Genomic DNA, 21,080 nt, shown 5'->3' on the forward strand with positions numbered 1-21,080 from the left:
TTGTGCCCATCATCCAAACACTAGATTTAGTAGATGCTGTCTACGCCTAGGCGGGATGCGAGCTGCTGTTGCAGAGTTTCAGGCAGCAGCACTCGGTTAACGGCATGAATAACACCGTTGCTGGCTTGAATATCGGCACTAACAACGCTGGCGTTGTTGACTACGATGCCAGAATCTCGAACGGCAACCGCAACCCCGCCGCCAATGGTTTCGACGCCACCTGTGCTGAGTTGGCTAGAGGTTACAGAGCCTTCTACCACGTGATAAGTCAGCACCTGAGCCAGTAGATCTCGGTTTTCAGGCTGAAGCAGGTACTCTAGGGCACCGTCAGGTAGTTGAGCAAAGGCTTCATCCGTGGGAGCAAATACTGTGTAGGGGCCTTCGCCAGACAGGGTATCGCCCAACCCTGCGGCCTGTACCGCCTGTACTAGGGTGCTAAAAGAGTCGCTACCGCTGGCCACATCCACAATCGTCATGCTCGATGTGGTGCCCATGGTGTCCGTGGGCTCAACCTGCTGCTGAGTCGTAGGCTCCATCATGCCGCCATCGGTGTGGTTATCGGCCTGGGCCGTACCACCTAGCAGCAGGCCAAAGCTGGCTGCCGCAGCGGCGATCGCTGTGTTACTACAAAGGGTTGAAAAACGCATAGATTATTTCCTTGTTTGGTTTTGCTCGGTCAATATATGTAAAGTTTAGTAAAGATATCTGACTCCCTCATCTGTCAATGGTCGTGAATGAGTTGTGAATGACCAAGATGCTTCGGGTTTAAACGTCTTGTGCTGTCGCCGGTTCACCGTCGTCATCGCCGGGCTCGTTGGGGGGTTGAGCATCGGTTTTGGCTTGGGGGTGCTGCCCGTTGCCGTTTTGGCCGGGCTGATAGGAGGGGTGCCCATCGTTGAGAGCCCCCTGCAGCGTAAGCCGAAACTCATCGGAAGGATGCAGCCAAACATCGCGCTGGGGGAAGGGTATGTCTGTACCTGCCTCCTGAACAGCTAGCTTAAAGCGACGGCGGTATTCCCTTGAAATATCCCACTGCTTCATCGGCTGGGTCTTAATCCATACCCGAATGATCAGCGAGCTATCGCCAAAATCATCGACGCCCAAAATTTGCGGATCGTCCAGAATGAGAGAACTCCAGTCGGGGTCGTGCTGTAGCTCGTCACCCACCTGTCGGGTGACCTCTAGCATGTGGTTAATATCGGCATTGTAGTGAACCGGAATTTTGAGGTCGGCCTGCGACCAGTGCAGCGAATAGTTGGCAACGCGGTTGATGTCGCTGGTGGGGATGGTAATTAAACGACCGGCGGTATCGCGCAGCTGGGTAATGCGCAGATTGAGCTTCTCGACGACGCCTGCATCATCGCCTATTTTGACCACATCACCGATCGCAAACTGGTCTTCTAGCACGATGAAAAAGCCCTGAATTGCGCCTTTGACCAGGTTTTGAGCCGCGAGCGACAGCGCCAAACCAATAATGCCAACGCTGGCCAGCAGCAGCCCAATATCGATTCCCGTAATTGAAAGCGCTACCAAAAAACCAATTGCAATCCAGACAAAGTTGGTGATGTTTTTAATCACGCTTGAGAGGGTCGAAATGCGCAGCCGGGCGCGGCGAGAGTAGTGGCTGCTAAACCCAGCTTCATCGGTGAGGCCCAGGGCGAGGCGATCGACCACGGTGTAGGTGAGGCGAATACCGACATAGGCCACAATCACGACAATGCCGATAATGATCGGCACTTTGAGCGTCGAGAGCAGTTCTTGCTGAACCATCCGCAGTTCGGGAAACTGCCCCATGGCCCACAGCAGGGTGCTGGCCAGCACCAGACCCTGCACCAGCGGCAGCAGGCGATCGCGCAAATCGTGCACCTGGTGACGCTGGTTTTCAGTCGTCTCAGCCTGGTTTAGAGATGTGCCTAACCCTCGGATGGCTGAGCGCACCAGCTTTTTGGAGGTGTACTGAAGCACAATCATCAGGCCGATGGCCAGCGCCACCACCACGCCAATGTGAATAAACTGCTGCCGTCGGTACTCGGGCTGCCGCTGTCGGTAGGCTCGTTCTAGGGTTTCTGGAATGACGTCCTTTAAATGTTCAACCAGCCCCTCGGTCGTCATGCCCTGTAGGTTCGTATCCTCCGAGGTGATCGTCATTAAATACTGATTGTTGACGTAGACCTTAGACTGCCCGCTCTCGGTTTGGAGGGTCGTGATGTTGGCAACGGGGTTGTCGAGCGCTAAATAGTCGTCGCGGATCTGCTCCAGATTTTGATGAATTTGCTGGCGACGCTGCCCCAGGGCGGCACCGGGGGCCGTGATCTGAAAGGTGTCATAGCCATCTAGTTCAACCCAGCCCAGCGAGTAGGGATTGCTGTTGCCGCCACCCACCGCCGAAAATTGCCCCAGTACCGGAGAAGCGCTGCTCGGCAGAGCGTGGCTGAGAATTAAACAGCAGGTGCCCACTAGCAGCAGCGATCGCATCCCCTGAGACAACATCCACCGCCACATTCGGCGCAGTCGGAGGGGTAGGCGAGATGTTATATGGGGAAGAAAAAATCTTCGCATAGGGCCAATGGATACTCTGTGGGTGTCTGTAAATAGCGGCCAGTAACGGGCGGTAAACCCTTGAAAACTTGAAGCAGTAGAAGCTTTAGAGAGTAGGAATACTCACCCCGCAGAGTGTCGCATTCCGGCGGCATTAACCTCTCTCGAAAGAAAGAAACCCGTTGCAAAACAGGCATTGGCAGGATTTAACTAGGCTAAATCGGCAGCAAAATCTGCCTATGGCTAGAAGACAGCACCCCGTCGGCAGCAGACAATAGCGGTTCGCGCTTTGTAGGTATGCTCAGCTGGTGCTTGAGGATGCGATCGCAGTTTTACTCCAACCTCTGATGACTTTTCTTAAAGACAACAAAGCTACGCTGCGAATTATTTTGGCCGTTTGCATGGTAGTGGCAGGTATTCTTCATTTCGTGGTGCCACAGCCCTTTATTCGCATTGTGCCTGGGTTTTTACCCGCCCCAGCGGCCCTGGTTTATATCAGCGGTGCGATCGAGATCGCGCTAGGTCTGGGCCTGCTCATGCCGTCGGTGCGTCAGTTCTCAGCCTGGGGCCTGGTCGCTCTATTTATTGCGGTTTATCCAGCCAATCTCAATATGGCATTTAACCACATTCAAATTTCTGGCATTCCAGATACTTGGTGGTTCCACGCCATTCGCCTGCCCTTTCAGTTTGTGCTGATTGCCTGGGCCTACTGGTATACCCGTTCTGAAACCCCTCAGCTCTCGTAAAAGCCTATGGATCCACTGTCTCCCATTCCCTGGCTAAATGCTACCGGACGATTGGGCATCGCCATCCTATTTGCGGCTATTATCGGCCTTGATCGCGAATTCAACAACAAACCGGCTGGCCTCCGAACCAATATGCTGGTGTCCCTAGGGGCCGCCCTGTTTGTGCTGGTTACCGTTCAAAGCGGGCTGGTTCAAACCGATAGCAGCTCTATGGCACGCACTCTGCAAGGCATTATTACCGGGGTTGGGTTTGTTGGGGCTGGCTCAATTTTGCGCGAAGATCGGGTACGGGGCTTGACCTCGGCCACCGCCGTCTGGATTTCGGCTGGAGTTGGGGTGGCGGCTGGGCTGGGGCAGTGGCAACTGGGCCTGTTGGGCACAGGGTTTGCTTTAATCATCTTGCGCTTGATGAAATTTGCCGAAAAACATATCTAACCAAATTCAAGGCCAGAGGTGAAGTTTGTTTGGGAAGAAAAGGCTAAATCCCAAGCGGCGTTGTTGCACGTTACTGTCGGCCAAGAAAACTCTGCAACCATCGATCTCTACTACGAAGATCTGGGGACAGGTCAACCGATTGTTCTCATTCATGGATTTCCCCTTAACGCTCATTCCTGAGAAAAGCAGGCTTTAGTGCTGCTGAATGCGGGGTGTCGAGTAATTACCTACGATCGCCGTGGATTTGGTGCTTCTAGCCAAAGCCATTTAACACAGCATTTTAAGCGATTTACTGGATTCACACCAAAACAGGTTCGCTGACACCATAAGAATCTGATAAATCACGATAAGAATCTGAAAGAACTTAAGTGTGGAAACTTATTACGCTCAAGTTAACCATTTGCAGACAGATTTGAAGCGTGGTGAAAATAAGGGCGCAACCCAGCCAGTCATTAATATTATCGCAGTTCAGCGGTCTTTCCGTACGCGAGACTGCCGCGCAGACTTATTAAATTACTGACTTTAACAAGGAGAATAACCGTGACAAACAACACGAAGATCGCCTTGGTCACAGGAGCGAGCCGAGGACTGGGCAAAAATACGGCTTTGGCGCTTGCCAAAAAAGGGGTCGATGTGATCGTGACCTATCGCAGCAGTGAAGTAGAGGCAAGTAGCGTTGTCTCTGAGATTGCAGAAATGGGCGGTAAAGCCGCTGCCCTGCAATTGGACGCTTCCAGCACAAAACCCTTTGATGAATTCGCGGCACAGGTCAAGCAGACGCTTCGAGATCAGTGGCAGGCCGAGCAGTTTGATTTTCTGGTGAACAATGCAGGAATTGGCATCCATAAACCGTTTGCTGAAACCACCGAGGACGACTTTGATCGATTGATAAACCTCCAATTCAAGGGCGTTTTCTTTCTCACCCAAAAGCTGTTGCCACTGATCAAGGACGGCGGACGAATTGTGAATCTCTCGTCAGGCCTTGCTCGCTTTACGCTGCCGGGCTACTCAGCCTATGCCAGCATGAAAGGCGCGATCGAGGTGCTGACCCGATACATGGCAAAAGAACTTGGGCACAGACAGATTGCCGTAAACGTGGTAGCTCCGGGCGCGATCGAAACAGATTTTGCGGGCGGTGCAGTCCGTGACAATCCAGAAATCAACACCTTCCTCGCTTCGCAAACGGCATTAGGTCGAGTGGGTGTTCCCGATGATATTGGCGGGGCGATCGCATCTTTACTTTCCGAAGATAACCGCTGGGTAAATGCTCAAAGAATTGAAGTCTCTGGCGGCATGTTTCTTTAATTCACACTGACTGAAGCCCAAAGAAACTCAAACAAAAGGAAACCTCACCATGCTGAATGTAGAAAACAAAGTGATTGTTATCACCGGAGCCAGTAGCGGTATTGGTGAAGCCACCGCGAATCTGCTCGCCCAAAATGGTGCAAAAGTCGTTTTGGGAGCACGCCGGACAGACAAGCTAGAGAAGCTAGTCAAGCAGATTCACGCCTCTGGTGGTACAGCAGAGTTCAAAGCAGTCGATGTCACCGATCGCGACAATGTGAAAGCATTTGTTGAGTTTGCCAAAGACAAATTTGGTCGCGTCGATGTGATCTTTAACAATGCAGGCGTGATGCCCCTATCGCCGATGAATGCCCTGAAAGTCGAGGAATGGGACAACATGATTAATGTGAATATTCGGGGCGTATTGAATGGTATCGCAGCGGGGCTACCGATTATGGAAGCTCAAGGTGGTGGGCAGTTCATCAATACCGCATCGATTGGGGCTCATGTGGTCGTTCCGACGGGGGCCGTCTATTGCGCCACGAAACATGCGGTTTGGGCTATCTCTGAAGGACTGCGCCAGGAATCGCAAAATATTCGCGTCACTACGATCTCTCCGGGTGTCGTTGAGACGGAGCTGGGCTCTGATATTACAGACGAGTCGGCGAAAGGTGCTTTGCAGGAATTTCGCAAAATTTCGCTTAGCCCAGATGCGATCGCGAGAGCGGTGCTGTACGCCGTATCCCAGCCCGATGACGTTGACGTGAATGAAATCATAGTCCGACCGACGGTCAGTGCGTTCTGAAGGGAATCGGTCAAAGCATAGGAGCGTTATCACCAACACAAAGGACATTGTCGTAATGAAACCATTTCATTTTTTAGCTGCTATGGTGCTTACTCTCACGGTAGGCTGTAACGCTGTCGGACAAACTTCTGTTCACAATGGAACACTGGCACCAAGTAACAAGGCCGTTGTCGAGGCGAGTTTTCAGCAATGGCAAGATGGTACCGGCTCTCCTTTCGAGCTTTTATCAGAGGATATGCGCTGGACGATTAGTGGCTTTAATACATATGCCAGCACTTACACACGCGAGCCTTTTGAAGAAGAGCTGATTGCGCCTTTTAATGAGCGCGTAGAGGAGCCTTTAAGGCCAACACAGTGGCAAGTTTATGAAGATGGCGACGTTGTTATTATTCATTTTGATGCTGAAACAACCTTGATTAATGGAGAACAGTATAGGAACAGCTATGCCTGGTTTTTCACTTTCGATGATGAAGAAGTGACTGAAGTTACCGCATTCTTGGACATGCCAGCTTTTGAAAAAGTTTTGGAAATAGAAGTTAGGTAACCAATGAATTAAATTGTGGATTACACCTGATGAGTTGATGGAAACTGTGTATCTCACGGACAGTTACGTCCAGTTTTCCTCGCGCTTGAATTGCAGCAGGAATTCTCAAAGAGCTGTTCCAGGAAAACAACGTTAGTTTTCCAGTAGCATCGCCGAATTAAATATTTTCAAATGTGGTTATATCCCTCTTCTGTCTAGGGCAATCGCATTTTTATCCAATTCAATGAAGTGATTGTCCGCCCGATCCGCCAGACGATGATGTAACCACGCTATAGAGCCAAGGGGAAAATCTTGTGTATGTAGTTTTTGGTGCGACTGGGCAGACGGGTTCTGCGGTTGCTGACGCTTTGCTTGGGAAAAATCAGTCGGTGCAGGTCGTTTTGCGATCGGACAAAACCGCCGCTGCTTGGCGGGCGAGAGGCGCAGACGTTACTTTTGCAGACCTAAGCGATTTAGAAGCGATAACCCATGCGATGCGGAATGCGGACGCTGTTTACGCGATGAATCCGCCTGCCTACAACGTCGCCAATATGTTTGCGGTGGCGAGAGGAATCGGTGAGCGTTACGTTGCTGCTATCAAAAATTCTGGCGTGCAGAAAGTCGTGTTGCTGTCTTCGATCGGCTCACAACGCGCCTCGGGCACGGGAAACATTTTTACGACGCATATTTTAGAGACAATTTTTGGCGATTTGGAAATCCCTGTTGCTTTTTTGCGAGCATCAGCATTTTTGGAAAACTGGGGCAGCGTGGCGAAGGTTGCCGCTGAGCAAGGCATTTTGCCGAGCTTCTATACGCCGCTTGAGCGCAAGATTCCGATGGTGTGCGCTGCTGATATCGGACGTGCCGTTGCCCAAGCGATGACCGCAGACTGGACGGGCAAACGCATCATCGAACTGCACGGCGCAGCAGATTATTCGCCAAACGATGTCGCCGCCGCTTTTGCCGCCGTTCTCGGTCGCGACGTACAGGCTGTCGCTGTCCCCGAAAGCGAGTGGCAGGCAACAATGTCCGGATTCGGCTTTTCGCCTGAAGCCGTCAACAGTTATAGCGAGATGATGCGCGGCTTTAATTCTGGTCACATTGTTTTTGAAGGAGGAAACCACGTTCAAATAGTCAGGGGGCAAATGATGATTGCAGATGCCGTCAGCAAACTGATCGAAGCACAAACTTGAGTCAACAATTTCACACCTAAAGGAGTCCATCATGACGACAATACTTGCAGGCAAAGTTGCCCTGGTTACTGGCGGTTCACGCGGTTTAGGCGCGGCGATCGCCAAGCGTCTCGCTCACGATGGGGTCACCGTTGCGCTCACCTACACCAGTTCGCCCCAAAAAGCTGATCAGGTGGTTCGGGATATTGAAGCAACCGGGGGAAAAGCCCTGGCGATTCGGGCTGACAGTGCCGATGTAGATGCGGTAAAACACGCCGTCGCTGAGACTGTTAACACCCTCGGTCGGCTCGACATTCTCGTCAACAACGCAGGCGTTTTGGTTTTAGCGCCGATCGACCAGTTCTCGATGGAAGAGTTTGACCGACTCGTCGCCATTAATATCAAAGGCGTCTTCGTCGCCACTCAAGAGGCCGTTCGTCACATGAGCGAGGGAGGACGGATCATCATGATTGGCAGCTTCATCAGTGATTTTACCCCCTTTGCCGGTCTCTCGGTCTATGCGTTGTCGAAGGGGGCAATCGCTAGTTTTACCCGTGGCCTCGCCCGCGATTTGGGGACTCGCGGTATCACGGTCAACAATATTCAACCGGGTCCGATCAATACCGATATGAATCCCGCAGATGGGGACTCTGCTAAAGAAATCACTAACATGATTGCTCTTGGTCGCTACGGACAGGACAACGAGGTGGCTGGCATGGTTTCTTATCTCGCCGGACCTGAAGCCGCTTTTGTCACGGGTGCGAGCCTCAAAATTGATGGCGGCATAGCTGCTTGAACAAGACGTAAGCAGTTACAAATCAGCATTTCATTGAGAATGATCCCATGAAGCGTTCAGTATCACAATGCAAGAATAATTTTGAGTCTGAGGTTACATCTCAGACTAATTCCATCTGTGACTCCTCAGTTAATTATGCCCTGATTGCGATCGCGCAAGAAGTTGCTGAATTGCTGAAACAATCCCATCCAGCACAAGCTGATAAAAGCGACAGTATAGAGAGTTAATAGTCAGGCAAAAATTTGCTGCATGAACGATCAACGGCTAAGTTAGAAAAGTCTACCTAAGGAGAGAAGCGTTAATGGCTAGCTTTTGCCTTAATGCGCCAGTGATTGTCTTGGGTTTCTAACTGATAGACGCTTTTTCTGCGCCAGAGTCAGGTTGAGAGGTGTTATTTTGTAACTGCAAGCAATCGGTGAGAGCAAGCTCTATGGCCAGCAACCAGCTCAACTCGCTCGAACTCAGCCAACGGTTTAATAAACCACTGATGATCTCCAGTCGTCAAATGAGCTGGAATGGCATTTTGGTGGAGCAGTGTCAAAGTCCTGCTTCAACCTACGAGGCAGAACTCCCAGCCCTCTCAGAACACTGGCTTAGCTTACACCTGGGGAATCCTACTCATATAATTCAAAAACGGGACGATCGACTGCATGAATCAATCCTTCAGGAAGGGGACAATCTCTTCATTCCGGCTGGACAGCCAAGCTACTGGTGTCAAGATAAAAGTGGTATCACCTGTACTCCACTATTCATTTGCTTAAAACCAGAACTGATTCAACAGGTTGCTGAAGCCTCTGATATGGATTCAAGACGGTTCGAGTTTATACATTGTTTTGGTCAGCAAGATCTGCAACTTCACCAGATTGGTATGCTGATATTGGCTGAGTTGCGATCGCACGGGATGATGGGGAAACTCTATGTCGAATCACTCACTCAAATTTTAGTGATTCATTTGCTGCGACACTATTCGACTCTGACGCGACCGATCGCATCCCAAGACAGCAGATTCACTCGTATCCAGTTGCAGCAGGCGATCGATTACATTCACACTTACTTGAATCGAGATTTGTCCTTGGCTGAACTAGCAAGCGTTGTGAATATCAGCCCGACTTACTTTGCGAGTTTGTTTAAGCAGGAAATGGGGATTTCGCCCCACCAGTATGTGATTCGACAGCGCGTGGAGCAGGCGAAACTGATGCTGTCAAAAACGGATTTGGCGATTGCAGACATCGCCCTACAAGTCGGCTTCTCCAGTCAAAGCCATCTGACCCAACAGTTTAAGCGCCTCACTGGCATGACACCCAAACAGGTTCGTTAATCTCCATAAGAATCTAACAAACCGTCGTAAGAATCTGAAAGCAGTCAAGCATTAGAACTGGCTACACTTTAGTCAGTAAGGCACGTGGTTATGTCGCAAAAACAATGGTTTTAGTGTTTGATCGCATTTCTGCGGAGACTTGCGATGAGAGTTTTGGGTGACCCAGATCCTTACCCTTTGCTACCACACATACATAGTCAATCCATCACAAACAGTAAAAGGGAGTTGACTTGGCAGTTTTGGAGAGGGTGGCTAGCGGTTGAGTTCTGCGATCAAATATCAGCTGCATCTCAAGGGCTCGGCTATCTCAAGAATCCGGCCATCTCAAACATTGGGCACAGCGCTGTTTGAGCACGTGCGGCTTGCCCTTGTCCCCCGGCGTGCGATCGCTCATCCGTTGCCCTAAAGGAGTTGATTACCATGTCTCAGGTTCCTTCTAACCCCCCACGGGAATCAGAAAAGACTACTGCCACGTCCTCACCTCGCCCCAGCAAGGTTCCCCGTCCGGGCTTGCCCGAGGGGATTGTGGGTCTGATCGTCTTTAGCGTAGTCGGGTATGGAATCGGCTCGCAACTCTCGCGGCTCGGACTCGATCCCGTGGTCTACGGCCTGGTCTTCACCGCGCTCTCCGGCATTGCTGGCATCGCCGGGTTCGCCGCCGCTGTGCTGCTCCGCATCCGATCCCTCAGCCCCTTCGGCGTCCGCCCAGTCCCCCGGCGATGGCTACTGATCGGGGTCGGGGCGGGAGTAGTCGCCTTCATAGTCAAGGGGCTGGCGGTGCTGGCCTACATCGCCATCACCGGAGACAGCTCCACCCCTCAGACAGTGTACGCCGAAGGTGGCAGTGGTGGGGTGCTGTCCTTAATCTTGGCAACGCTGTTTCTCGGTCTCCTCACACCCCTGGGTGAGGAGCTGATCTTTCGGGGCGTCATCGCCAACGTGCTGCTGTGCCACGGGCGGCCAGTTTTTGGGGTCGTGGGCAGTGCCCTAATCTTCGCCTTCATGCACGGCATCAATATCGTCTTTCCCGCCGCTCTGGTGATGGGTCTCGTCGGTGCCGAGTTGTTGCGCCGCAGCGGCTCGGTCTGGCCCGCCGTCGTCGTTCACGTCGTCTTCAACCTGCCCACTGTTCCCGTGATGGTGCTCGCTGGCATGGGCTGAACTATCAGCAGCTAGATCAAAGGAAATCACCATGTCTTACGTTTCTTTCAATCACCTACGCAACGATCTGTACCCTATGACCGCAAGATCGCGAAGGCTTGATAACACTGACGCTGCTGGTATGGCTAGGCTGGCGATTTGGGCAGCAGCGCCAGGGTAAACCCCAGGCCCAGTGGGTAGTAGTCGCCATTGCTGTCTCTTCCCTGGGGTTTGCTATGGCCTATGCGATCGCCCTAGGATTGCCGTTAACCCCACCCTTACTGGGGTTCTTGCTAATCCAAAATTCTCTGGTTGCAGGGGTTGCGGGGTATTTATTCTGGTGCTACGGGCTAGAGACCGCAATGATCGCCCATCTGACGGTTCATGCCGTGCTGGCCCTCCTAGGTTGAGGCATGGCAAGGCCGTTCTGGATATCGCCACGCAGTAAGCAGATGCTCTCAAGCCCGCCGGGGACGCACAGGGGTTGGGTGATCTCGAATCTTCGCCACAGCTAAGGCGTTAAACACCATGGCTCCAATTTCTTCTAATAACCTACGAAATCGTGACCGACTCACGCACGATTCACTATCAACAGCTTCCCCTAGGAGGAGAATGATGCGCGATCGCAAGACCTACTTTAGGCGCTTACTAACGGCCACAGCGGTGATGCTGCTGCTCATCGCTGGGGCACCTGCCGCATTTACACAGTCTGCCCAGGGGCTAGCGGCAGGACTGGAGCGCTTCTACAACCAGGAGCTGACCTTTGGTTCCTGTGAGAGTTTTGCAGCTAGTACGCTTGAGGAACAACTGTACGTTGACCCATTCAATTGTGCTCGGCTCGAAGTGCCACTAGACTACAACGACCCCACCGGCGAAACTATGCAGATTGCGGTGCTACGCCTGCCAGCGCAAGGCGAGCCGAGTGAGCGCATCGGTTCGCTGGTGATCAACCCAGGCGGCCCAGGTGGCTCGGGGATGCAAGTTGCTGTCCTTTCGGCGGTGGGCCTAAGAGACAGTCCACTGCTGCAACGCTTCGATTGGGTCGGCTTCGACCCACGCAGCGTCGGGGCCTCAAGCCCAGCGATTAGTTGTTTCACCGATGCAGAGAGTGACAGGGGCGAAAACAAAACCACCTTGTTGGGTACGTCAGGGGAGTGGACCACGGCCGACACCCGTGAGTTGATGGAGCAGTGCGCCAATGGGTCGGGCGGTGAAGCGGTTCTCGCTGCCGTCGGCACCCGGAATGTAGCCAGGGATATGGACGTGCTCCGCGCCGCCCTAGGTGACGAGACCCTCACCTTCTTCGGACAGAGCTACGGCACCCGGCTCGGTGCGGTCTACGCCGAGATGTTTCCGCAGAACGTGAGGGCAATGGTTTTGGACGGTGTGCTGGACCCTCGACAGGGCAGTGCGGAACGCAGACTGGCGCTCCACGCCGGATTCCAGCGATCGTTCGATCTGATGGCTGAGTTCTGCACCCAGAGCCCAGATTGCCCACTCGGTACCAACTCCGAGCAATCCACCGCCGTGTTCCAAACCCTGGTGCAACCGCTGATCGATGACCCGGTACCCGCCGGGAACGGACGCACGCTGAACTTCTTCCAGGCCACGGGTGGCGTGGGTACCGGACTCTACACCGCTGAGGCATGGCCGAGGGTCATCGATGGCATCGCCCAGCTCAAGACCGAAGGACGCGGCGACCAGCTGCTCGCCATCCATGATGGTTTCCACGGTAGAGATTCCAACGGCACGTGGACCAACTTTATCGAGGCCAACCTCGCGATCAACTGCAACGACGAGGAGCGCCGCACCCCTGAGCAGGAGGCCGACCTGCGCCGCCAGATTTTCAAGGTGAACCCCTTCCTCGATACCGGACGCGACGTTGAGGGCGTCACCCGCGACGCCTGCGAGTTCTGGCCTGGTGAGCCGACCCTCGGCTTCCCCTACGCTCAGGACGTTGAGGGTTTACCCGACACGCTGATCATCTCTATTACTGGCGACCCTGCCACCCCCTACGGCGCTGGGGCCAGTCTGGCCGAGGCGCTCGGCGGTACCGTGCTCACTGTCGAGGGAGAGCGGCACACTGTCGCCCTTGAGGGCATCAACCCCTGCGTCAATGCGATCGTTGCCGACTACCTGATTGACCTTGAAATACCCGGAGAGGGCGATCGCTGCCTCCTCTAGCCATCCCAGTAGCGTCATAAGGAGCTAGAAACCCCTATCAACAATCGTACTGAACAGAGAAACACTATGGATAAGCCCGAGTTCTTTGTCACCCCCGGCTATGGGGAATACATGCTAGATAAATTGCATTACTCACAAGCGGTAAAAATTGGCGATCGCGTAGAGACATCAGGCCAAGGTGGCTGGGATGACGATCTGCAAATTCCTGAATCGCTTGCGGACGAAATTGCTCAAGCGTTTCGGAACGTAGAGCGCACCTTGGCGACTGCCGGTGCAAGTTGGGAGCATGTGGTCCACATCAATTCTTACCATGTTGGCGGGTTGCCTGCGGAGGTTAACGATGCGATGGTTAGGCTATATCTCCACTACATGCCCAACCACGCCCCCATTTGGACACAGATAGGCGTCGCGGCGCTGGGACTGCCCACGATGCGGATTGAAATCCGCGTTACTGCAATAGTCCCGTAAGTTTCACACCAGCGGCAGCGCTAGCCAGCGCTGCCGCTAATGCGTAGAACGAAACGTTTTTACCGCAGCAAGACAGTATGATGAATTATCGTTTCCTTTTGTTTGATCCTCTAGTCGCAAGCAGTACAAGACTATATTCTCTCTTTGCGCTCGATGCAGGTGTTGTTCGTAATGAATTTCAAGTTTTTGAGTGGGATGGAGTGGAAAGAGACTTCGCTCCATAAAATCGAGACCAAGATTTGCGCTCAGCTATGCGAAATTCAACCGTTTAGGTTTACAAAACGTTTGCTAACGCAATCGGCGAAGCGAAAGCAAGAGAGTATCTGACAAGAATTGATTATGGAAACGCAGACCCAAGTACTAACGAAAGTGCTTATTGGATTGATGTAGCGGAGGGGTGTTTCCATGAAACTGCTTTGGGTTGGGGAATTCAAGCCTCTCATAAAATGCCCCTATTCATCCACTCTGGTCTTATTTGAGACTCCTTGCACAGCAACCCTTTCAAAACTTTTCTGCACCATTAAAAACGGCTCTCTCACGACTGCCCAACAACTCCGAATAAAGCGTCCTCACCTTTAGATAGTTACTATAAATAAAATCCATGGAGGGATTAAAAGCCCCCCATGGAAATTAGGAGGATTGAGTCAACGTGCAATAGCGATCATAAAGAATCAGCTATTACACTCATCAATGAGTGACTGAATAGTAAACTAATAATCTGAAGTTCTTAGGAAGATGCCTTGGGCAATGAAGATTGCTGCACCTATACCGATTCTAGATCGGGATGAGTAGTTTTCCCACAGCAGAACTTTATGTCTAGACCTGGATGAGAATTAGTAATAACCCCCCCCATGCCCATTATCTATTGACAAAATGAGCTATCGTTATCTCGCTAGAGCCTGAGCAATCTGGTCTGATAGACTGTAAGGATCGTAGGGTTTAGTAATCAGGGCCGCAATATTAAGCTGGTTAAACTGTCGCTGCTCACCCGATTGAGCCTTCGCGGTGAGTAAGATAATGGGAATCTGAGAAGTGGCAGTATTTTCCCGCAGTTTCTGCATGGTGGTTAAACCATCCATGCCCGGCATCATAATATCTAAGAGAATGGCGTCTGGCTTTTCTGCGGCAGCTTTGAGCAGTCCTTCATAGCCAGAACTCGCTAAAATAACCTCCCACTCGCCGGTAATTTCGAGACACATTTGGGTGGCTTCTCGAATATCAGCTTCATCATCAATAATAAGGATACGCTTATTGGTCATGGGTCACGTCATAGATGGGTAGGGTAAAGAAAAATGTGCTGCCTTGATCTAAGGTGCTTTCTGCCCAAATTTGGCCGCCGTGCTGTTGAACAATGCTACGGCAGATGGCTAGCCCTAGCCCTGTGCCACCCTGGTGTTCATCGTCAAGAACATGGAGTTGTTCAAATTGATCAAAAATGGTTTCCAGCTTGTTTTCTGGAATGCCTTTACCCTGATCCTGAACTGCAATAATTATTGCTTTAGGATTGGACTCTATCGTTGATTTCGAGGGAAGAGAGATAGGCTGAGGCCGGGGTATCAGTGGTGAGGTTGAAGATGCCTGACGATGGTCTTGCCCTTCTTGGTCGTAGAAACTGGCCGTAATCTGTACCGTAGATCCTGGCGGCGAAAATTTAATCGCGTTACTCAGTAAGTTGGCTAGGGTTTGGATAATTCGGTCGGGGTCGACCCAAAAATTAATTGAAAGGGATGACACAACAAGATTAATTGATTTTTTTTCGGCGATCGCTCGCATCTCGTCAACCGCTTGAGCGATCAGCTTAGCCAGGTCACAGGCTTGCTTTCTCAGGGTAACTTTGCCGAGCTTGATGCGCTCAATATCTAAAATATCGTTGACCAACCGCACCAGTCGATTGGTGTTAGAGAAAGCAATTTCCATCATGCGTCGACGCTTATTTTCAGCCACGTCGAGGTCGTCGTTGGCCAACAGCCCTAAGGCGGTGCGGATGGATGTGAGGGGAGTTCTTAGCTCATGGCTAACCACCGAGATAAATTCGTCTTTAAGCCGCTCAACGATCTGGCGTTCGGTGATATCTTTGAATATCACAACAGCGCCTAAAATATTGCTCTGATCTTGAATTGGGGCGCTGGTGTATTCTACCGGGAAGTAGTCACCCTGGTGTTTACGAAACAGGTCGCCGGAAATATGGTGATGAGTCCCCTCGTGGAGAGTTCTAAAGATAGGGCTGTGCTCCCAGGGGTAGGGTGTACCGTCAGCCTTTGCGGGGTCTACTAAGTGGGGTATAAGCTGATCCAACATTTCTTCTCTGGAATAGCCTAAGATTTCGGCGGCGGCTGGGTTGACAAAAATAATTTGTCCCTCGGCATTTAACCCACAAATACCTTCACCAGCAGATTCAAGAATCAGTTCATTTTGATGGCTGAGGCGGTTTAACGAATCTTGGGCTAGATGGAGTTGCCTAAGGGTATTTTCCCGTTCGGCAATTTCTCGTTTTAGGTCAGTGTTGGCCTGCTGTAGCTCCTTTGTGCGCTGGGTAACCCGGCCCTCTAGTTCTGTATTGAGGGCTTGAATTTGGCAGTAGAGGCGACTTTGATAAATGACCTGGGCAAAGTGGTGGGCCAGGGTATGGGCTAGGTCAATGTCGTTGCTCGCCCAGGGCTGAGTTTGACCTTGTTTCAACTCTCGCCAGGTTTCAAATGACTGCCGGGGCCGATCTTGGCGGGGGTCAGTGCTGTCTAATCGACCGGCCCAGATGGTTTCTACTGCTATGGCCTGGCGAAAAATGGTGAGGTAGCCCAGGTGTTGATTGCGGTAGAACAGTTGCGCCACCAAAATGCCACAAATATTCTTCAATTGCAGGGCCGATTTGAGCAATGGGGATGCCTGGGAGTCGGGCAAATGATCAATGGCCCACAGCAGTTCGTTGGGCTTAGCTGGGGCTTCGCTCTGTAGCCAAGATCGCCAGGCTAGCAGCTGTTCGAGAGGGGGGACAGCTATAGCTGAAGACGGGTAGCTTTGGTGATCGGTGACCGGGGACTGCACAGTGGTTTTGGGCACCAGATGGGCGGGTTGCTGCCCAGTGATGAGCAGTTGTTTTTTAGGGTTGGGGCCAGGAGTATTGAGGTAGAGTCTGCCGCCAACACCGCTGAGGGCTTTTACGGTTTTGGTCAGGGCGGTTTGAAGGGCAGGCGTAGGGGTTTTGTGCAGGAGGGTGACGACCTGGTTGACGGTCGCTTCGTGCCTAGCCTGGAGACGGCTCTGGCTCAGCAGCAGGGCGTGGGCGATGGCCACCGATACCTGATCGGACACCAGCTGTACCACTTCTAGTTGGTTGGGGCTGATGCGTCGCGGGGTGCTGTGGTGGGCAACCAGCAGCCCCCAAAGCCGCTGCTCATGGAGCACTGGCACGACGAGGGAGGACTGAACCCCCATATTGGTCAAGTACTCGACATGGCAGGGGTCAACTGAGCGAAACCAAATGTCTTGGTGTAGGGGGGCTTGGGTCTGGGGATGCAGTAAGGGGCTAATGCCAATTTCTTGCTCGGCCACGTTAACGATGTGGCGCTGACGGGTGATTAAAAATAGCTCGCGTGCCTCTTGGGGAATATCCTCGGCGGGAAATCGATGCCCCAGTAGGGACGGTAGCCGCTGCCCTTGAATGGATTCGGCGACTACTTCACCACTGCCATCAGGTTCAAACCGATAGAGTTTGACCCGGTCAATTTTGAGAAAGGTGCGCACCTCGGTGGCGGTGGCCGACAAAATTTCTGATAGCTCCAGGGACTGACGGATGCGGTCGGTCATCCGGTGCAGCAGGGCTTCGAGGGAGGGTTTGGGACCACTGAGGGAAAACAACATGGCGGTAGCCGATCAACCGATCGCCGAGGGTAGACAGTCTCTAGATATGACAGCGGTTTGCCGCCGCACCTGGTAGAACAGCCGCTTTACCAGGTCGGACTCGGTGAGAGATTTATCGATGATGTCGTTGGCCCCGGCCAGCATGGCGGCATGTTTGCGGGCGGCATCGGTATAGGCGGTCAAGAAGACCACTGGGAGCTGCTGCCACCTTGGCGTCTGACGCACCACCTGGCACAGATCAATACCATTAAAGTCAGGCATTTCGATGTCGAGCACCAGCAGGTCTGGGCAAGTTGACTGGAGGGTATGCCAGAAGTTGGGGGCGTGGTCTAGGGTGGTGATTTGGGTGCCCCAGGGTTCTAGTATGGTGCGCAGGGCCAGCAACATTTGGGGGTCGTCGTCAACGATCAAGACTTTGGCGGGGGCAGGGCGCGATCGCACCTCTATGCCCCCACTGAAAATTTGCGCTACCTCTGGGTTGTGCAAAAACGAAACCTGACCTAGCCGGGCTGCTCTAATCCGGTTCTTTAAGCTGCCGTCGGCACTGCATACCAAAACCGATAGGCACGGCATGGGGTTGATTAGATCTGAGATTTGCGCCAGGGTAGCTGGGTCGGTCTGGCGCAAACAGCATTTGAAAATGCTGAGATCGGGTAGCGGCGCTGAGGCCCCCTCTAGCTGAGTCTTGGGGATTGGGGCGCGATAGCTAGAGGTTACCTGCTGCTGGAAAACCTGCCAGTGCGCTTGATCTGAAATTGTTTGTACCGTCAACCCCCGATCTTGAGCAGCCTGAGCCAGGGTTCGTTCTAGCTCGGTACTGTCTTTATCATCGACGATCACTAGCTGCGGTAGAGGCGATCGCGCCTCTGGTGGGGTCGCGATCGCGATCGGAGGGCCTTTGCTCAACTCCTGCTCAAGGGCCATCACCCAGCTCCACAGCTGTGCCCGAGATTCAGGCGGCAATGGCGTAGAAAACTGCTGCTCGATCCGCCGGGCCAGATCTGATCCAGTAGACAGGCCAAATACCCCCAGTGCGCCTTTAAGGCTATGGGCCGCGCGATGGCCCTGTTGGTGCAGGTCAGCGGAGAGCTGGTTGGCTTCTAAGGCCTCAACGGCCCTTTTTACAATGGTTAGCCGTTCTTCATGGTGAACTTTAACCGTAGACCAAAGCGATCGCAGGGCGGTGTGGATCTGCTGCCGCCGAGGATGCTCCCACGGGTCGGCCCCTGGGGCGGTAGAACTGGCACTCGGCTCACTCTGCGGCTGCCCATGGCCAGAAGCCGCAGCTGGAGAGACCAATAGGTCGCCAATCGATGGATTCGGTGGCTTAAGACGATAGCCAACCCCGTAGACGGTTTTAATTAAGTCAGCGGGGGCACCGACCTCGGTCAGTTTGCGGCGCAGCCCCTTAATATGAGCCGTCACCGTATCTTCACCAGGGGCTTCGCCGCAGTTCCACAAGCTGTCGATAATCGCGCTACGGCTAAACACCTGGGATGGCTTGCGCAGAAATAGCTCTAGCAGGCGGTACTCCTTAGGTGTCAGATTGAGAGCTGTTTCACCATAGGTGACCTCCTGGGAGTTGGGATCTAGCTGTAAATCTCCCCACTCCAGCAGAGATAGTATGGGGGCTTGGGCTCGCCTCAATAGCACTCGCACCCGAGCTAAAAGTTCGTCTAGCTCAAAGGGCTTGGTGATATAGTCGTCGGCCCCGGCATTAAGCCCGGCAATTTTGCGGCTGCTAGAGTCGAGGGCCGTCACCATTAGCACCGGCATCTGGTAGGCATTGTCTCGCAGCTTTTGGCAAAATTTAATGCCGTCGAGCTTGGGCAAAACTACATCTAGCACGATTAAGTCATAGTCAAACGCCTTAACCAGTTGCCAGCCCATGTGGCCATCGCTAGCGACATCTACAGCATAGTGTTCAACAGCAAAGCCTTTTTCAAGGACTTTTGTGATAGATTCATCATCCTCAACGAGCAGTATTCTCATTGTCTTTTCCGCCTAGGTATCGACATTAGCCAAGCAAACCCTGGCTCATGCAGGAAAACGGGAAACAAGGGATCAATGATTTTTGTTTAATAGCATTATTAATTATTTTAATAAAATCTTGCTGAAGTTTATGAAAGTTAATAATTCTTAGAATGGTAACTTTTGGGCGGCTAGTCGGGTTCTAGTCCAGGCGAAAACAAACCCAGCAGCAAGGTCTTTTTTGAGTGACGCTACAGATCCTGAGTCAGGCTTAATGTCGGTGATTGATTAACTTAAATGTTCAGGAAAACAGTCATTCCTAAGTTATAGAAAACTCATAAGAAAAACTCAAAAAGCAATATCGGCATATTGTTTTGCGTTGGCAGAGCCTCGCCTTGGATGGTGTTTAAAAAGCGATCTATTGTAGCTTAAATCATCTGCCAATCTCCCTGGCCGGGTGTATGCAGCGGTTGGAAAAACTCCCCTGTTCCCCTAAAAGTTGGGGTCTGATTCCACTTCGAAGTCCCCCTTTTTGTAAGCATCCCTAAGTAGGTAAGCGCAATTAAATATGAGTCGATGTAGGTTGAGGCTGAGGCACGAAACCCAATGCCCGCATGGGTTACGCTGTCGCTAACCCATCCTACATTTGAATTGGCCCACCCACTTAGGGCCACGCTGGCTGAGCGGAGTCGTAAACCTTTCGGCAGGCTTCGCCAACATGCAACGTCTCCCAAAGGGAGAAAGCCAAAATCTCCCCGGTATGTTCCCTAGCCCCTTTGGGGCGGCTCCACTAACGACTCCGCTCAGAGAACGGTTATAGCTGTAGCCAATTGGATTAGGACGTCTGTCAGACGAGCGTTCAAACGTTTGAACGTTTTCAGGATTGATTGATGTCCTAACCCAGGTGACTCTGGCTATACCCTTTTAAGGAGAATTTAGGGGGATCGCTAGCTTTGGCAGAGCGGGTTTCTGATGATGGGTACTTAAAATGTTTCACCTCAACGAAAGTAGGTGCCGTACTGTAAGCCTGGGAAAAAATAATTCAGCATAATCATCGCGATCGACAACGTTACTAAGGCTAGAGTGGCCATGATAGGGGCACTGGTCAGATATTTCATGAAAGCAGTCATGGTTTGGTCTCCTGGGTAGACGTAACGTGAGATAGAGCTGAGCTATCGCGGTGATACTGTGAGATCGATCTGCTTAGCGGTCAGTTCTCCGGTGGTCACCTCCTTGAACGCCAGCAAAGGCCACAGCAACCCCTGGGTAAAAGATCTGATCGCCAAGGGAATATCGATGAAGATCTCTGCTTCCGCCGGCTTAGAACGGCGCTTGCTGCCAATCAAATAGGAGCGCCCAGACCAGCCGACAAACCCCGCAAAATAGAAAAAGATGCCAAAGGGAATGGCCACATCCACCGCCCGATCTAGACGCAGTTGCAGATGAGGGAGCCCGTCTGCGCCACAGAGCAGATTTTCGGAGTATGACTGATAGGGCTGATCAAAATAGTAGGTCTGAGGGGCCTTTTCCATCCGTTCTAAAAATGCGGCTGAATCGTGGCAGGGTATTAAGTGGGTATTCCCAGCAGCGGCGGCATCGGGCATCAGACTGAGCCAGATAAAGATGAACAGCAACATGCTCAGTAGGGTTTTCATAGCCTATTCTCCTCGATAAAAATCTTGGTTTTGATCCTCAGAATCAAGGACTAAATATTCGGCTCTCCTGGGATCACTATGCAGCGGTTGGAGAAAAATGCCAGCAGATTAGGCATCGGAGGCGGAATCGCTCAAAATTAGTGAATCCGTAGCCAGAGCGCTTAATCAACTTCAAACGCGTGTTGAT

General features: G+C 52.2%; 20 protein-coding genes and 2 pseudogenes. 14 read left to right on the forward strand and 8 right to left on the reverse strand.

Features of this window, described 5'->3' with window-relative positions; all coding sequences use genetic code 11:
- Window positions 1-26 precede the first annotated feature (26 nt).
- Window positions 27-647, reverse strand: coding sequence for a fasciclin domain-containing protein (locus IQ273_RS04520; RefSeq protein WP_194021981.1), 621 nt, complete (start codon window positions 645-647; stop codon window positions 27-29).
- A gap of 118 nt (window positions 648-765) precedes the next feature.
- Window positions 766-2,502 (reverse strand): mechanosensitive ion channel family protein, encoded by a 1,737-nt coding sequence (locus tag IQ273_RS04525; protein WP_194021982.1) that lies wholly within the window; start codon window positions 2,500-2,502, stop codon window positions 766-768.
- A 383-nt stretch (window positions 2,503-2,885) separates the two neighbouring features.
- Here IQ273_RS04525 and IQ273_RS04530 point away from each other — a divergent pair, with 383 nt between their 5' ends.
- The 14 genes and pseudogenes from IQ273_RS04530 to IQ273_RS35675 form a co-directional block, all read left to right on the forward strand.
- The gene (locus IQ273_RS04530) at window positions 2,886-3,284 is read left to right on the forward strand and encodes a DoxX family membrane protein (RefSeq protein WP_194021983.1); all 399 of its coding nucleotides are present in this window, start codon (window positions 2,886-2,888) and stop codon (window positions 3,282-3,284) included.
- A 6-nt stretch (window positions 3,285-3,290) separates the two neighbouring features.
- On the forward strand, window positions 3,291-3,719 hold the full coding sequence (locus tag IQ273_RS04535; protein WP_194021984.1) for an MgtC/SapB family protein: 429 nt from the start codon (window positions 3,291-3,293) through the stop codon (window positions 3,717-3,719).
- A 60-nt stretch (window positions 3,720-3,779) separates the two neighbouring features.
- Window positions 3,780-3,980, forward strand: a pseudogene (locus IQ273_RS35670) (alpha/beta fold hydrolase); the annotation flags it as partial.
- Between the two features lie 279 nt (window positions 3,981-4,259).
- A complete protein-coding gene (locus IQ273_RS04545; protein ID WP_194021985.1) occupies window positions 4,260-5,024 on the forward strand; it encodes an SDR family oxidoreductase in 765 nt (254 codons plus the stop codon).
- A gap of 49 nt (window positions 5,025-5,073) precedes the next feature.
- Window positions 5,074-5,808, forward strand: a complete 735-nt coding sequence (locus tag IQ273_RS04550; RefSeq protein ID WP_194021986.1) for an SDR family oxidoreductase — start codon at window positions 5,074-5,076, stop codon at window positions 5,806-5,808.
- Between the two features lie 55 nt (window positions 5,809-5,863).
- Window positions 5,864-6,352 (forward strand): nuclear transport factor 2 family protein, encoded by a 489-nt coding sequence (locus IQ273_RS04555; protein WP_194021987.1) that lies wholly within the window; start codon window positions 5,864-5,866, stop codon window positions 6,350-6,352.
- Between the two features lie 293 nt (window positions 6,353-6,645).
- Window positions 6,646-7,524, forward strand: a complete 879-nt coding sequence (locus IQ273_RS04560; RefSeq protein ID WP_194021988.1) for an NmrA family NAD(P)-binding protein — start codon at window positions 6,646-6,648, stop codon at window positions 7,522-7,524.
- Between the two features lie 31 nt (window positions 7,525-7,555).
- Window positions 7,556-8,299, forward strand: a complete 744-nt coding sequence (locus IQ273_RS04565) for a 3-oxoacyl-ACP reductase family protein (RefSeq protein ID WP_194021989.1) — start codon at window positions 7,556-7,558, stop codon at window positions 8,297-8,299.
- A 430-nt stretch (window positions 8,300-8,729) separates the two neighbouring features.
- The gene (locus IQ273_RS04570; RefSeq protein WP_194021990.1) at window positions 8,730-9,617 is read left to right on the forward strand and encodes an AraC family transcriptional regulator; all 888 of its coding nucleotides are present in this window, start codon (window positions 8,730-8,732) and stop codon (window positions 9,615-9,617) included.
- Between the two features lie 525 nt (window positions 9,618-10,142).
- Entirely contained in the window at window positions 10,143-10,778 is a 636-nt protein-coding gene (locus tag IQ273_RS04575) for a type II CAAX endopeptidase family protein (protein ID WP_313898017.1), read from the forward strand.
- 98 nt (window positions 10,779-10,876) lie between these two features.
- A complete protein-coding gene (locus tag IQ273_RS04580) occupies window positions 10,877-11,167 on the forward strand; it encodes a CPBP family glutamic-type intramembrane protease (protein ID WP_228052324.1) in 291 nt (96 codons plus the stop codon).
- A gap of 205 nt (window positions 11,168-11,372) precedes the next feature.
- Window positions 11,373-12,941 carry an alpha/beta hydrolase gene (locus IQ273_RS04585; RefSeq protein WP_228052326.1) on the forward strand — a complete coding sequence of 523 codons (1,569 nt, stop codon included), beginning with the start codon at window positions 11,373-11,375 and terminating at the stop codon, window positions 12,939-12,941.
- A gap of 66 nt (window positions 12,942-13,007) precedes the next feature.
- Window positions 13,008-13,409, forward strand: a complete 402-nt coding sequence (locus IQ273_RS04590) for a RidA family protein (protein WP_194021993.1) — start codon at window positions 13,008-13,010, stop codon at window positions 13,407-13,409.
- A 134-nt stretch (window positions 13,410-13,543) separates the two neighbouring features.
- Window positions 13,544-13,795 (forward strand): annotated as a pseudogene (locus IQ273_RS35675) (penicillin-binding transpeptidase domain-containing protein); the annotation flags it as partial.
- A 498-nt stretch (window positions 13,796-14,293) separates the two neighbouring features.
- Here IQ273_RS35675 and IQ273_RS04595 read toward each other — a convergent pair.
- The 6 genes from IQ273_RS04595 to IQ273_RS04620 all read right to left on the reverse strand — a co-directional run bounded on the left by IQ273_RS04595 (window position 14,294) and on the right by IQ273_RS04620 (window position 21,080).
- On the reverse strand, window positions 14,294-14,668 hold the full coding sequence (locus IQ273_RS04595; protein WP_194021994.1) for a response regulator: 375 nt from the start codon (window positions 14,666-14,668) through the stop codon (window positions 14,294-14,296).
- A complete protein-coding gene (locus IQ273_RS04600; RefSeq protein WP_194021995.1) occupies window positions 14,658-17,267 on the reverse strand; it encodes an ATP-binding protein in 2,610 nt (869 codons plus the stop codon). The genes IQ273_RS04595 and IQ273_RS04600 overlap by 11 nt, the downstream gene beginning before the upstream one ends.
- A gap of 12 nt (window positions 17,268-17,279) precedes the next feature.
- Complete coding sequence (locus tag IQ273_RS04605) at window positions 17,280-19,259, reverse strand: response regulator (RefSeq protein WP_194021996.1); 1,980 nt, start codon at window positions 19,257-19,259, stop codon at window positions 17,280-17,282.
- Window positions 19,260-20,236: 977 nt separating this feature from the next.
- On the reverse strand, window positions 20,237-20,368 hold the full coding sequence (locus IQ273_RS04610) for a photosystem I reaction center subunit IX (RefSeq protein WP_194021997.1): 132 nt from the start codon (window positions 20,366-20,368) through the stop codon (window positions 20,237-20,239).
- Between the two features lie 42 nt (window positions 20,369-20,410).
- Window positions 20,411-20,893, reverse strand: coding sequence for a Photosystem I reaction center subunit III (locus IQ273_RS04615; RefSeq protein ID WP_194021998.1), 483 nt, complete (start codon window positions 20,891-20,893; stop codon window positions 20,411-20,413).
- 76 nt (window positions 20,894-20,969) lie between these two features.
- On the reverse strand, window positions 20,970-21,080 hold the full coding sequence (locus tag IQ273_RS04620) for a transposase (RefSeq protein ID WP_397197044.1): 111 nt from the start codon (window positions 21,078-21,080) through the stop codon (window positions 20,970-20,972).

This window comes from Nodosilinea sp. LEGE 07298 (assembly GCF_015207265.1).
In the GTDB taxonomy this organism is placed as follows: domain Bacteria; phylum Cyanobacteriota; class Cyanobacteriia; order Phormidesmidales; family Phormidesmidaceae; genus Nodosilinea.

Bases quoted from the DNA above. Each gene is read 5' to 3' on its own strand.
- IQ273_RS04610 (WP_194021997.1), bottom strand. From the start codon at position 20,368: ATGACTGCTTTCATGAAATATCTGACCAGTGCCCCTATCATGGCCACT.
- IQ273_RS04595 (WP_194021994.1), bottom strand. From the start codon at position 14,668: ATGACCAATAAGCGTATCCTTATTATTGATGATGAAGCTGATATTCGA.
- IQ273_RS04615 (WP_194021998.1), bottom strand. From the start codon at position 20,893: ATGAAAACCCTACTGAGCATGTTGCTGTTCATCTTTATCTGGCTCAGT.
- IQ273_RS04550 (WP_194021986.1), top strand. From the start codon at position 5,074: ATGCTGAATGTAGAAAACAAAGTGATTGTTATCACCGGAGCCAGTAGC.
- IQ273_RS04535 (WP_194021984.1), top strand. From the start codon at position 3,291: ATGGATCCACTGTCTCCCATTCCCTGGCTAAATGCTACCGGACGATTG.
- IQ273_RS04520 (WP_194021981.1), bottom strand. From the start codon at position 647: ATGCGTTTTTCAACCCTTTGTAGTAACACAGCGATCGCCGCTGCGGCA.
- IQ273_RS04590 (WP_194021993.1), top strand. From the start codon at position 13,008: ATGGATAAGCCCGAGTTCTTTGTCACCCCCGGCTATGGGGAATACATG.
- IQ273_RS04525 (WP_194021982.1), bottom strand. From the start codon at position 2,502: ATGTGGCGGTGGATGTTGTCTCAGGGGATGCGATCGCTGCTGCTAGTG.
- IQ273_RS04585 (WP_228052326.1), top strand. From the start codon at position 11,373: ATGCGCGATCGCAAGACCTACTTTAGGCGCTTACTAACGGCCACAGCG.
- IQ273_RS04570 (WP_194021990.1), top strand. From the start codon at position 8,730: ATGGCCAGCAACCAGCTCAACTCGCTCGAACTCAGCCAACGGTTTAAT.
- IQ273_RS04605 (WP_194021996.1), bottom strand. From the start codon at position 19,259: ATGAGAATACTGCTCGTTGAGGATGATGAATCTATCACAAAAGTCCTT.
- IQ273_RS04565 (WP_194021989.1), top strand. From the start codon at position 7,556: ATGACGACAATACTTGCAGGCAAAGTTGCCCTGGTTACTGGCGGTTCA.
- IQ273_RS04530 (WP_194021983.1), top strand. From the start codon at position 2,886: ATGACTTTTCTTAAAGACAACAAAGCTACGCTGCGAATTATTTTGGCC.
- IQ273_RS04600 (WP_194021995.1), bottom strand. From the start codon at position 17,267: ATGTTGTTTTCCCTCAGTGGTCCCAAACCCTCCCTCGAAGCCCTGCTG.
- IQ273_RS04555 (WP_194021987.1), top strand. From the start codon at position 5,864: ATGAAACCATTTCATTTTTTAGCTGCTATGGTGCTTACTCTCACGGTA.